Source organism: Iodobacter sp. CM08 (genome assembly GCF_033446605.1).
In the GTDB taxonomy this organism is placed as follows: domain Bacteria; phylum Pseudomonadota; class Gammaproteobacteria; order Burkholderiales; family Chitinibacteraceae; genus Iodobacter.
Window position 1 is genome coordinate 18,555 of sequence record NZ_JAWQUO010000022.1, and the last position, 12,695, is coordinate 31,249.

The 12,695-nt window shown below is 47.5% G+C and carries 11 protein-coding genes and 2 tRNA genes; 12 read left to right on the forward strand and 1 reads right to left on the reverse strand.

All coding sequences use genetic code 11. From position 1 onward, the window contains the following. The first annotated feature begins 224 nt into the window (after positions 1 to 224). The 9 genes from tig to R6242_RS13710 all read left to right on the forward strand — a co-directional run bounded on the left by tig (position 225) and on the right by R6242_RS13710 (position 9,215). A complete protein-coding gene (gene tig / locus R6242_RS13670) occupies positions 225 to 1,532 on the forward strand; it encodes a trigger factor (RefSeq protein WP_318427666.1) in 1,308 nt (435 codons plus the stop codon). 133 nt (positions 1,533 to 1,665) lie between these two features. Further along, positions 1,666 to 2,298 (forward strand): ATP-dependent Clp endopeptidase proteolytic subunit ClpP, encoded by a 633-nt coding sequence (gene clpP, locus R6242_RS13675; RefSeq protein WP_293932666.1) that lies wholly within the window; start codon positions 1,666 to 1,668, stop codon positions 2,296 to 2,298. Between the two features lie 82 nt (positions 2,299 to 2,380). Then, on the forward strand, positions 2,381 to 3,637 hold the full coding sequence (clpX, locus tag R6242_RS13680; RefSeq protein ID WP_293932667.1) for an ATP-dependent Clp protease ATP-binding subunit ClpX: 1,257 nt from the start codon (positions 2,381 to 2,383) through the stop codon (positions 3,635 to 3,637). A 167-nt stretch (positions 3,638 to 3,804) separates the two neighbouring features. Then, on the forward strand, positions 3,805 to 6,219 hold the full coding sequence (lon, locus tag R6242_RS13685; protein WP_293932669.1) for an endopeptidase La: 2,415 nt from the start codon (positions 3,805 to 3,807) through the stop codon (positions 6,217 to 6,219). Between the two features lie 84 nt (positions 6,220 to 6,303). Further along, positions 6,304 to 6,576 (forward strand): HU family DNA-binding protein, encoded by a 273-nt coding sequence (locus R6242_RS13690; RefSeq protein ID WP_130104966.1) that lies wholly within the window; start codon positions 6,304 to 6,306, stop codon positions 6,574 to 6,576. Between the two features lie 48 nt (positions 6,577 to 6,624). Then, positions 6,625 to 6,700 (forward strand) — tRNA-Val (locus R6242_RS13695). Between the two features lie 29 nt (positions 6,701 to 6,729). Beyond that, positions 6,730 to 6,806 (forward strand) — tRNA-Asp (locus tag R6242_RS13700). A gap of 270 nt (positions 6,807 to 7,076) precedes the next feature. Then, positions 7,077 to 8,909 (forward strand): peptidylprolyl isomerase, encoded by a 1,833-nt coding sequence (locus tag R6242_RS13705; protein WP_318427672.1) that lies wholly within the window; start codon positions 7,077 to 7,079, stop codon positions 8,907 to 8,909. Positions 8,910 to 9,047: 138 nt separating this feature from the next. Continuing rightward, entirely contained in the window at positions 9,048 to 9,215 is a 168-nt protein-coding gene (locus R6242_RS13710; RefSeq protein WP_318427674.1) for a hypothetical protein, read from the forward strand. Here the strand turns inward: R6242_RS13710 and R6242_RS13715 are convergent. Continuing rightward, positions 9,196 to 10,008, reverse strand: coding sequence for an enoyl-CoA hydratase-related protein (locus R6242_RS13715; protein WP_293932676.1), 813 nt, complete (start codon positions 10,006 to 10,008; stop codon positions 9,196 to 9,198). The two genes, R6242_RS13710 and R6242_RS13715, sit on opposite strands and share 20 nt — an antisense overlap. Before the next feature lie 436 nt (positions 10,009 to 10,444). On the opposite strand from R6242_RS13715, the gene R6242_RS13720 reads away from it, so the two are divergent. The 3 genes from R6242_RS13720 to R6242_RS13730 are packed head-to-tail and all read left to right on the forward strand — an operon-like array spanning position 10,445 to position 12,689. Beyond that, a complete protein-coding gene (locus R6242_RS13720) occupies positions 10,445 to 11,287 on the forward strand; it encodes a dienelactone hydrolase family protein (RefSeq protein ID WP_293932678.1) in 843 nt (280 codons plus the stop codon). Between the two features lie 42 nt (positions 11,288 to 11,329). After that, entirely contained in the window at positions 11,330 to 11,752 is a 423-nt protein-coding gene (locus tag R6242_RS13725) for a MaoC family dehydratase (RefSeq protein WP_318427678.1), read from the forward strand. Positions 11,753 to 11,792: 40 nt separating this feature from the next. Beyond that, a complete protein-coding gene (locus tag R6242_RS13730) occupies positions 11,793 to 12,689 on the forward strand; it encodes a D-hexose-6-phosphate mutarotase (RefSeq protein ID WP_293932682.1) in 897 nt (298 codons plus the stop codon). Positions 12,690 to 12,695: the final 6 nt, after the last annotated feature.

Genomic DNA, 12,695 nt, shown 5'->3' on the forward strand with positions numbered 1-12,695 from the left:
TTTGGATTTGCGCCCTGATGTGCGCTAAACTTACCGACTTTGTTGGTAAATCGCGGTGAGTGCTGCGCGTAAAGTTGAGGTTTTCACCTTTTCCAATGGGTGAAAACCTTAAAGCGTTTGGCTGTTACGGCCTTGGCGTAGTGTTTTTTGCAGATGAGCTGGCTTTATCCCCTATTTATTAAGATGCGTGTACGCGCGTTGATCCCCCATAGGAATGGTTTGAAATGCAAGTACAACTAGAAACCCTGAATCAACTCGAACGTCGCCTGTCTATTTCTGTGCCACGCTCAGAAATTACTGAACAAGTTAACGCGCGTTTGAAGCACGTAGCAAAGACTGCAAGAATTGCAGGTTTCCGCCCAGGCAAGGCTCCGATGAAAATCGTTGCGCAAAACTATGGCTTTCGCATCCAAGAAGAAGTATTGGGTGAAACGGTTGAGGCAAGTTTTGGCCAAGCGGTTCAAGAGCAAAAACTGCGCGTAGCGGGCTACCCACGTTTCGAGCCAAAAGATGCGGCGACCGAAACTGGCGATTTCCAATTTGCAGCTACATTTGAAGTCTATCCAGAAGTGGTGATTGGCGATTTGGCTGCGGCGCAAATTGAAAAGCCAGTCTTGGATTTATCTGATGCCGAAGTAGAAAAAACCGTTGATATCCTGCGTCGCCAGCGTACTCGTTTTGAGCGTGTAGAACGTGAAGCGGCTGATGGCGATCGCGTGATCGTTGACTTTAAAGGCTCGATCGACGGCGTATTGTTTGATGGCGGCTCTGCTGAAAACCACGCTTTCTTGCTGGGCAAGGGTCAAATGTTGCCAGGCTTTGAAGCCGGCGTGATTGGCATGAAAGAAGACGAAACCAAATCGGTGAGCGTTGATTTCCCTGCTGACTACCACGGTGCAGATGTAGCAGGTAAGACTGCTGTATTCGAAATCACAGTTAAAAACGTAGCGGCTGCAATCTTGCCAGAAGTTGACGCAGAATTTGCAAAAAGCCTCGGTATCGTCGATGGTGATGTAGAGAAAATGCGTGCTGAAGTCCGTGGCAATCTGGAGCGCGAAGTACGCTTCCGTCTGAAAGCCCGCGCTAAAGAAAACGTCATGACTGCGCTGATCGCTGCCGCACCGACTGATTTGCCTAAGGCTTTAGTGCAGTTAGAAATCGGTCGTTTGGCTGAAGGCGCGCTGGCGGACTTGAAAGCACGTGGTATCGACCCAAAGTATGTTCCGTTCTCGCCAGAAATGTTCGAAGCGCAAGCTCAGCGCCGTGTTCACCTTGGTTTAGCTTTGGCTGAACTGGTAAAAGGCAATGCGCTAGAAGCTAAGCTAGAACAAGTGAAGGCTGTAGTTGAAGACTTGGCACAAAATTACGAAGATCCAAGCGAAGTAGTGGCTTGGTACTTTGAAGACCGCGAACGTCTAGCTGGCCCAGAATCAATGGCATTGGAAGACAATGTGGTTGAGTTTGTATTGGCTAAGGCGCAAGTAACCGAAAAAGGCATGTCCTTTGAAGAATTGATGGGCCAACAAGGCTAATCAATCTCGGCAAATGAGGTGCTACGATAAAGTGCCATCAAGGTGGCACTTTATCGTTTAAATGACCCTATGGGATCTATTGATGTGTTTGCAAACAAACAGTCAGTTGAGCCTTTATTTCTGAGAGAAAAAGATGTCAAGACAAGAATTTGACCCACAAAATCTGGGGTATATCCCAATGGTCGTTGAGCAAAGCGGCCGTGGCGAGCGCTCTTACGATATCTATTCGCGTCTATTAAAAGAGCGTGTTATTTTCTTGGTTGGCCCCGTTAACGATCAAAGCGCAAATCTGATTATTGCGCAGATGTTGTTTTTAGAGTCCGAAAATCCAGATAAAGATATTCACTTGTATATCAACTCTCCTGGTGGCTCTGTAACCGCAGGTTTGGCGATTTACGACACGATGAATTTTATTAAGCCTGACGTATCCACCATGTGTGTGGGTATGGCGGCAAGTATGGGTGCATTCTTGTTATCAAGTGGCGCCAAGGGTAAGCGTTATGCGCTACCTAATTCACGCATTATGATTCATCAGCCTTTGATTGGCGGCCTTTCTGGCCAGGCTTCTGATGTTGAAATTCATGCGCGTGAATTAATTAAAACCAAGCGTTCTTTAAATGAAATGCTGGCGAAGCATACCGGTCAAAGTATCGAAGCCGTAGAGCGCGATACCGATCGTGATAATTTCATGAGTGCTGCAGAATCAAAAGACTACGGTTTGATTGATGATGTATTGCAGTCTCGTAGCGTGGCCGCAGCTAAATAAGGCTGTGCCGATCGTGACAATGCCGCCAGCGAGCCTGGCGGTTTTTTATTCTAGGGCCCGTTGTTGGGGTGTAGGTTAGGCGATGTCAGAAAAACTCCTTTATTGTTCTTTTTGCGGTAAAAGCCAGCACGAAGTGGTTAAGCTGATTGCTGGCCCGCAAGTGTTTATTTGCAACGAATGCATTGAGCTTTGCCGTGATGTATTAAAAGACGAAGCCGCTGCGGCGGTGGTTGGTGAGGCAGCGCAGGCGGGGGAAGGCAAGCGCGTACCTACGCCAGTTGAAATTCGCACCACTCTGGATTCTTATGTGATTGGCCAAGAGCGCGCCAAAAAGATTCTTGCGGTTGCGGTTTATAACCATTACAAGCGCTTAAGCAGCAATAAGTCTGCAGATAATGATGTGGAATTGGCTAAATCCAATATCTTGCTGATTGGGCCAACAGGCTCAGGTAAAACATTATTAGCGCAAACCATGGCTAAGCTTTTGGATGTGCCCTTTGTTATTGCCGACGCTACAACGCTGACTGAAGCGGGTTATGTGGGTGAAGACGTTGAGCACATCATTGCTAAGCTGTTGGCTCAGTGCGATTACGATGTAGAAAAAGCCCAGCGTGGCATTATCTATATCGATGAGATCGATAAAATTGCGCGTAAATCCGAAAACCCATCGATTACCCGTGATGTATCGGGTGAGGGTGTGCAGCAGGCGTTATTGAAGCTGGTAGAGGGGACGGTTGCATCAGTTCCTCCACAAGGCGGCCGTAAGCATCCAAACCAAGATATGCCGCAGGTTGATACCACTAATATCTTGTTTATTTGTGGTGGTGCGTTTGAAGGCTTGGATAAAATCATCCGCAATCGCTCAGTAAAAAGCGGCATTGGTTTTGGCGCCGAAGTGATGAGCAAGGACGAAAACACCAGTGTTGGCAAAATGCTGCACACGGTAGAGCCAGATGATTTGATTCGCTTTGGCTTGATTCCTGAGTTTGTGGGCCGCTTACCAGTGACTGCAACGCTGGAAGAGCTGGATGAAGCCGCGCTGGTTTCTATTCTGACAGAGCCTAAAAACGCCCTGATTAAACAGTATCAAAAACTGTTTTCTTTGGAAGGTGTTGAGCTGGAAGTCGGAAAAGAAGCCTTGGCATCGATTGCACACAAGGCGATGGAGCGTAAAATTGGTGCACGTGGCCTGCGCTCGATTGTTGAATCATCCTTGCTAGATATCATGTACGAGCTGCCTTCTATGCAAGGCGTGAGTCGTGTGGTGGTGGATGAGTCGGTGATTAAAAATGCAACTGCGCCAACGGTTGTATACGCTGATCCTGTTGTGGCTAAGTAAGACACAGAGGCGCCAGTGACTGTTTGCTGGTGCCTTTATGTAGGCAAAAATATATTACTTAAGCTCTGGGCTGAAATTTTCAGCTCAGAGTTACTTCTAGGGCATTGTAATTTCTTGCCCAAGCCCCCAGCTCTATGGGGTAAATCCACTTTCGAGGCCCTTTGTTGATGTCCCAAACTGTTGCGTTTGCCGACGATGTCCATTTGCCGCTGCTGCCGCTACGAGATGTGGTGGTGTTTCCGCATATGGTTATCCCGCTATTTGTGGGTCGCCCAAAGTCGATTCGCGCGCTAGAAGCCGCGATGGAAGATGGCCGCCATATCTTGCTGGTTGCGCAAAAGAACGCCCAGAAAGATGAGCCAGGCTTGGCTGACATTTATCCAGTAGGTACGATTGCCAGCATCTTACAGATGCTGAAGCTTCCTGACGGTACGGTTAAAGTGCTGGTTGAAGGTGGCCAGCGTGCAACCGTCACCGATATTGATGAAGAGGCCGGCTTTTATAGCGCGATCGCTCATCCGATTGATGCCAGTGGCGAGCAGGGGCATGAAGTAGAGGCGATGCGCCGTGCCTTGCTAACCCAATTTGATCAATTTGTTAAGCTCAATAAAAAAATTCCGCCAGAAATCTTGACCTCTTTGGCTGGGATCGAAGACGCGCATCGCTTGGCAGATACTATTGCCGCGCATCTGCCTTTAAAGCTTGAGCAAAAACAATCCATCTTAGAGATGTTCGACCTGCGTCGCCGCATGGAGCAGCTGTTAAAACAGCTTGAATCCGAGCTGGATATCTTGCAGGTAGAAAAGCGTATCCGTGGCCGTGTGAAGCGCCAAATGGAAAAAAGTCAGCGCGAGTATTATCTGAATGAGCAGGTTAAGGCCATTCAGAAAGAGCTGGGTGAGCTAGATGAAAACGCCGATATCGACGAGCTTGATAAAAAAATCAAAAACGCCGGTATGAGCAAAGAAGCGCGCGACAAAGCCGAGTCTGAGCTGAAAAAATTACGCATGATGTCGCCGATGTCTGCTGAAGCAACCGTAGTGCGTAATTACATCGATACTTTGCTTGATTTGCCGTGGAAAAAGAAAACCAAAATCAGCAAGGAATTACCTGCCGCAGAATTGGTGCTGGATACCGATCACTACGGCCTTGAGAAGGTCAAAGAGCGCATTGTTGAGTACCTTGCGGTACAAAGCCGTGTTGAAAAGCTCAAAGCGCCTATTTTGTGCCTTGTAGGGCCGCCTGGTGTGGGTAAAACTTCCTTGGGCGAATCGATTGCGCGTGCCACTAATCGTAAATTTGTCCGTATGGCCTTAGGTGGCGTGCGTGATGAATCGGAGATTCGTGGACATCGCCGCACTTATATCGGCTCGATGCCGGGTAAAATTTTGCAGTCGATGACTAAAATTGGTGTAAAAAATCCACTCTTTTTACTCGATGAAGTCGATAAGATGGGCTCGGATTTCCGAGGTGATCCTTCTTCTGCTTTGCTGGAAGTATTAGATCCTGAGCAAAACCACGCATTTAGCGATCATTATCTAGAAGTGGATTTTGATTTGTCGGATGTGATGTTTGTGGCGACGGCTAACTCACTCAATATTCCGCCTGCATTATTGGATCGAATGGAAGTGATTCGTTTGTCGGGTTATACCGAAGACGAAAAAGTAAATATTGCACTTAAGTACCTTGTGCCAAAACAAACCAAGGCTAATGGTGTAGCTGAGGGTGAATTGGTGATTTCCGACGCTGCTGTGCGTGATGTAGTGCGTTTCTACACCCGTGAAGCAGGGGTGCGCAGCTTAGATCGAGAAATCGCTCGTATCTGCCGCAAGGTGGTGAAGAGCTTGATCATGAAGCCAAGCGATAAAAAGATCACCATTACCCCGAAAAACTTGGAAAAGTACTTGGGTGTACATCGTTTTGATTACGGTGTTGCAGAGCAAACGAATCAGATTGGGCAGGTAACTGGCCTTGCTTGGACCGAAGTCGGTGGTGAATTACTCACTATCGAAGCGGTAAAATTCCCAGGCAAAGGAAAAATGATTCAAACCGGTAAGCTTGGTGATGTGATGCAAGAATCCATCCAAGCGGCGTTGTCGGTGGTGCGTAGTCGCGCTAAGGCCTTAGGCATAGACCCTGATTTTTATCAGAAAATTGATATGCACATCCATTTTCCAGAAGGAGCTACGCCAAAAGATGGCCCTTCAGCAGGGATTGGTATTGCAACTGCAATGGTCTCTGTGTTGTCTGGAATCCCGGTTCGTTGCGATGTTGCAATGACAGGAGAGATCACGCTGCGTGGTGAAGTATTGCCAATTGGCGGTTTAAAGGAGAAACTGCTTGCTGCTCACCGTGGTGGCATCAAGCAGGTATTGATTCCTGAGGGCAATGTCAAGGATCTCGCTGAGATACCAGACAATGTAAAGCGCGGGCTAACCATACACCCAGTCAAGTGGATCGATCAGGTGTTGGGGCTTGCCTTAGAGCGGTTGCCGGAGGTTTTGCCGGAAGAGGTGGCGAGTTCAGAAGCTGTTTTGCCGCAAGCAGGGGTGGAAGTAACTGGACAGCTTACTAAACATTAGTTGACACGAGATTTTGTGGCTTGCTATAAAGCTTCAGTAATTAGTTAATCGTATCAATCCAATCAGAATTGAAAGGGGACGTAAGTGAATAAATCGGAACTCATCAACGCCATCGCAGAATCCGCTGGTCTCTCCAAGGCTGATGCAGGTAAAGCACTGGATGCAACAGTAGAAGCAGTAACCCAAGCCCTGAAATCAGGCGACGAAGTAACGTTGGTCGGCTTTGGTTCTTTTTACGTGTCTGAGCGCGCTGAGCGCAGCGGCCGTAATCCACGCACTGGCGAGACTATCGCGATTGCTGCTGCAAAACAGCCTAAATTTAGGGCTGGTAAATCTTTGAAAGATGCAGTACAATAATCGACTTACTTTGCTGACTAAATCTTTATTAGTGCAGTAATTTGGCTTGGGTGATTAGCTCAGTTGGTAGAGCGTCTGCCTTACACGCAGAATGTCGGCGGTTCGACCCCGTCATCACCCACCATTTAACTGTCGAAGATTTAGTTGCATTGAGGAGTGGTAGTTCAGTTGGTTAGAATACCGGCCTGTCACGCCGGGGGTCGCGGGTTCGAGTCCCGTCCGCTCCGCCAGATTAAAATAAAAAGCCAAGCAGAAATGCTTGGCTTTTTATTTGTCTATTATTTGCGTTTGCAAGACAGGCAGGCGTCAATCTGGCATTATCCGAGGGGCTATTTATTCGACAGAGTGGATTTTATACGCTCGATCGTGGTGCCCACTTTTGATGGTGATTGCGGTTGCCAGTTTAAACATAAAAAATACACGCCTTCGTGGCATAAATCGATTGGCCCTCCGCCATTTCAGATTGTATGTTGCGAATCACTCGCGGAGTTGCTTGTCCCATGTTTTCTTTTGTTGAAAAAAACAAGACCGCCGTTCAGGTGGTACTTGGCCTCGTTTCTTTGGGTCTAGTTGTTGGTGTTGGCCTTACAGGCTACAGCGCTATGGAAGATGGCGAATCGTATCTGGCTAAGGTTGGCCAGACACTTATTACCCCTCGTGAGCTTGCTCAAGCCATTGGCAACCAGCCTATTGCAAATGAAATGAAACCGATGGTGCTTGAGCAGCTGGTTAAAAAGCAGCTTTTACTTGAGCAAGCCGCTCTATTGCACCTAAAGGTCTCGGATGATCAGGTCCGTGATGCAATTGCTGCTATTCCAGATTTCCAAGAAAATGGCAAATTTAGTCCTCAGCGCTATCAAGACTTACTGGCTGCTCAGCAAATGACGCCATTAGCCTTTCAGCAGCGTGTGCGTGATGATTTATCTAGCCGTCATCTATTGGCTGGGTTTGCCAATGGCATTCAATCAACGGCCATGACTGAATATATGGCGAAGCTATTGGGTGAGAAAAGAGAAGTGGCGATGGTGCAAATTTCGCCCGCTGCTTTTATGTCACAAGTTGTTGTGTCTGATGCCGACGTTAAAAAATATTACGATACACACAGCGAGGAATTTAAATCGCCAGAAATGGCTCGCTTGGAATATATCGTTTTTTCTCAGCAAGAATTAGCTAAGAGCGTTTTGGTGACATCCGCCGAGGTGCAGAAATATTTTGAAGCACATAAAGCGCAGCTCACGGGTGAAGAGCGTAAAGCCAGCCATATCTTAATTACGCTTGCTAAAGACGCTAAGCCAGAAGTTAAGAAGGTAGCACAGGCGAAGGCTGATGCCATTTTGAAAGAGCTAAAAGCGAACCCAGCGCGTTTTGCTGAGCTGGCTAAAAAAGAATCGCAAGATCCAGGCTCGGCTGCGAATGGTGGTGATTTAGGCTTTTTTGCTCATGGCGCTATGGTAAAGCCGTTTGATGATGCGGCGTTTAAACTTAAAAAAGGTGAAATCAGCGCGGTAGTTGCCAGTGATTTTGGCCTGCACATTATTCGTCTTGATGATATTCGTAGCAAAACTTTGGCGGAAGTACAGCCTGAAGTAGAGCACAAGCTGAAGCTTGAAAAAGTGCAGCAAAGTTTTCAAAACCAAGCTGAGAAATTTAATGAGCTGGTTTATCAGCAAGCAGATAGTTTAAAGCCAGCGGCAGAGGCCTTTAAATTGGCTGTGCAGCAAAGTGCTTGGGTAACGCGTGCAGCGGCTACTGATGAACTGCTCAATAACGCGAAGCTGCGTGAGGCCGTGTTTAGCGATGATGTGTTAAAAAAGAAACACAATTCAGAAGCGATTGAAGTGGCTCCAGGTACTTTGGTTTCAGTGCGTGTTATTGAAGCAAAACCCGCGCAAGTGCAGAAGTTAGAGGCTGTAAATGCGGGCATTTTGGCGAAGCTTAAGCAAGAGAAAGCGCTTAAATTGGCACTTGCTGAGGGTACTAAGAAATTAGCCGAGCTTAAAAAAGGCGGGGCGGATACGCTTACTTGGTCTGCAGCACAAGAGATGTTGCGCATGGGGCAATCTGCGGTGCCAGAAGCTCAGCTGAAAGAAATTTTTAGTGCTTCTGCAGATAAGCTACCTGCATATGTGGGAGCAGAGGTGAAAGGCCAAGGTTTTGCATTATTTAAAGTGCTGAAATCAACTGCTGCCCCTGCACTAGACGATGAATTGCGTCGCCGCATGAGTGAAAACATTGGGCAGATGTATGGCCAGGTTGAAGTGGCTAGCTATTTACAAGCGCTTAAATCGCAAATTAAAGTAGATTACAAGCTTAAACCTAGCTCGCTTGAGTAAAAAAGTGGTAAAAAACGGCAAGAGAAATTTTATCTTGCCGTTTTTTGTTAATTAGGATTGTATTTTCTTACTGACATGCCGATATTACTAATAAGCAGGGGCTTTAGATTCTTGCTGATTACCTGAGGAGATATTGCCATGATCACCGTATTCAAGATGGAAGACGGAAGCGTAGAGCTAGAAACCGTGGATATCCTCGCAACTAGAGATGAGTTTTTCCGCCCTTTTGATCTACCCAGTTTGCAACTGCTAAGTGTTACTGAATCTGAGTGTGCTAGGGTTTCAGCTACTCGCCATTTAGCTTAGCGTTTCGATTGATATGCCATGAAGGGGCGCGTTTACCCAAATAGGCCGCCACGCCTTCGCGTGCTTCTTCATGGGTTCTGATGTGTGCAATACGGTGTGCGGTATCAGAAATCATTGCGTCATCGATAGGCCGGTGTACGACTGAAGTAATCAGCCGTTTTGCTGCGGTGAGTGCATGTGGGCTGTTTTGTAGTAGCTCGTTAATCCACGTTTGTACTTGTATATCCATGTCCTCAATATTCTGTTTTACCTCGTGTACTAATCCCAATTGTTGTGCCGTATGGCAGTCAAAGCGTTCAGCGGTTAGCATGTAACGTCTGGCTGCACTGATACCAATTTTGCCAATGATGTAGGGGCCAATGACGGCAGGGATTAAGCCTAGCCGTACTTCATTAATGCGAAACCAACTATCGCTGGTGGCAACGGCTAAATCACAGCAAGCAATCAAGCCAACGCCGCCACCAAAGGCCGGCCCTTGGATTCGAGCGATGGTGGGCACGGGTAAGCGCTCTAGGGTTTGCATAAGACGGGCTAGTTTGAGCGCATCTTCAAAATTGCGATGCTGATCAAATTGGGTGGAATGGTGAATCCAGCTTAAGTCTGCGCCAGCACTAAATGTACTGCCTTCTGCTGACAACACAACTACGCGTAAATTTGAGTTTTGCCCGAATGCGGCAAGAGTGGCGGTGAGCTCTGCAATTAATATGTCATCAAATGCATTACAAAGCGCTGGTCGTGCGAGCGTAATAGTAGCGATGCCGTGGCTGAAATGGGTGTGTATTGTATCGCTCATGCCGACTCCCTAATGAAATTGCGTTGTTTGGCTGATGATTCGTAAACAAACTAAGGCAGACTGCTGAGGCAAGAGCTAAGGCGAGTCAGCTTAGTCAAGTTCAGTTGCATGTGGTAGAGTGCGCGCCACTCTGAGCTGACAGGAGGTTATGGGATGTGGGGATGGCTCATATTGCGTTTCTTAGCCCAGTTTCCAGTAATTTTTCTACATTGATTAATGAATTAAGGCGAGTTTTTTACTTTCTTTGTTTGTTTGCTAAGAGTAAAAGGTGGCTTAATTCTTTTTTTGCATCAGTGATAAAGTAGCTGTACTGATATGGTGTTTTGCCTTGCTGATTTTCTTTGGGTGCTATGGCACCAATTAAGGCAAATTTTATTGTTAGGTTCTTTGATTCCTTGGTCCGATGCGAATTATTTTCTGGTCTTGTTTGTTGGGTATGATGGCTTTGCCTGTACGGGCTGAGCGCGTACTCATTCCCGGTGCAGAAATCACCTTGTCTGCAAAATACCTTCCTCCTCCTGTTTCTGATGCTGGGCCTGCCGCAGCGGTGGTGTTATTGCATGGCTGCAACGGTATGGGGCAAACAACAGGGCTTAATCCAAGGCCTGAGCGGATGGCAAGTCTTTTGCAGGAAAAAGGCTACGCTGTTTTGATGCTAGATAGCTTTGGTGGGCGGGATCTGCAGGAGCTTTGTAGCGTGCCGCTCAGTAAGCGCACCTTAAGCCCTAAAATGCGTGCAGAAGATGCACGGCATGCGTTGGAATGGTTAAAAACGCGCAAGGAAATTGATGGCGATCGCTTAGGTGTAATTGGCTGGTCGCACGGTGCAACCGCGGTTTTATCCTTGCTTGGGCAAAAATTGCCATCGGTTCGTGTTGGCGTGGCTTTTTTCCCCTCATGCAGCTCTTATTTGCTGCGTGATAAATATCAAGTGACTGCACCACTACTGATGTTGGTGGGTGAAGAGGATGATTGGACTCCTGCCGAGCCTTGTCGTGCTTTGGTGGCCAAAGCAGATCAACCGACCTTTCGTTTAATCACTTATCCAGATGCTTTTCATGATTTCGATAACGCTAGCTTAAAGCCTGATGTGGTAAAACGGATGGCGGTGGGGGCATCAACGGTGGCGATCGCGTTTAATCCTGATGCTAGCTCGGATGCTTATCGGCGCACATTTAAGTGGTTATCGCCTTGGCTAGATCTAAATCGTATGCCGGTGGTCACGCCTTCGTCATTTCGTCATGCGGGTGCGGGTTTAGGGAAAAACACTGGGCCCTAGATATTCAATGATTTCAAAGTATTTTAATTTACAGGGATAAATATGAATTACTTTATGGAAGACTTAGCTTTAGGTTTAAGCGCTGAATATCGTAAGACGATTACTGAAACGGATGTGATTTTGTTCGCGGGTATTTCTGGCGACAATAATCCTATGCATATTGATGAGGAATACGCGGCAAAAACCCGCTTTGAAGGCCGAATTGCCCACGGCATGCTGAGTGCTAGTTTGATTTCTACCGTGATTGGCACGCGCTTGCCAGGTGCAGGTGCCATTTATATGGGCCAAAATTTAAAGTTTTTAAAGCCAGTTAAAATCGGCGACACGGTAACGGCTTTAGTCACCGTTTTAGAGCTGTTGCAAGAAAAACAACGGGTGCGTTTACTGACTGAATGCTGGGTCCGTGGTGAAAAAGTAATTGATGGCGATGCTTTGGTTTGGGTGCCGCGTCGCCTGCAAGAGTAATCACTTGCTTTGGGCGTACTGAATAACAAGGAGTTTTTCTATGCAAGCAAATCTGGCTACCTTGCTGGCCGCTATCCCTGAAATAAGTTTGTGTTCCTCGGTCGATTTATATGGCGGAGCAGAGCCAGGTTTACCCCTGCTGCAAATTGAAGGTGAATTAGGCTCGGCAGTGATTGCTTTGCAAGGCGCGCACTTGCTGTCTTTTATCCCTAAGGGCGGGCGTGAGCTGCTATGGCGCTCACCCAATGCGGTATTTGCACAGGGGAAGGCGATCAGGGGCGGTATTCCACTGTGTATGCCTTGGTTTGGCGCTCATCCTGCAGGCTTGCCATCACATGGCTTTGCGCGGGTGTCTAATTGGGATGTACTAGAGGTGGAAATCCTCAGCGATGGAGCGATTAAAATTGCGCTGGAGCTAGCTGACACTGCCGCAACGCGTGCGCTTTGGCCACATGCTTGTTTGTTTCGCTTAGAAGTCAGCGTTGGCCATGAGCTTAACTTGCAGTTAAGTGTTGAAAATCGTAGTGAAACTGCCGCCGCATTCTCGCAGGCCTTCCATAGTTACTTAGCCGTGCCAGATGTGCAGGAAGTCACCATTAGTGGCTTAGATCAGTGCACCTACGTGGATACCTTGCTGGATGGCCGACCACGCTTACTGCAAGTAGGTGATTTAAGCGTGCAAGCACTGACTGATCGGGTATATCTAAATGTGCCTACTGAACAAGTGATTAAGCATAGCGCTGGGCAGATTAAGATAGTGAGCGATACGCGCTCAGCCATTGTTTGGAATCCTTGGGAAGGTGCTGCCAAAATGGCGGATGTAGGGGCTGAGCATTACCATGGCTTTGTCTGTGTTGAACGTGGCGATGTTTTAGACAATGCCGTATCCATTGCTGCGGGCGGTGTTTACCGTGCCTCAATGACCTTATCCGAGTAGTGGCAG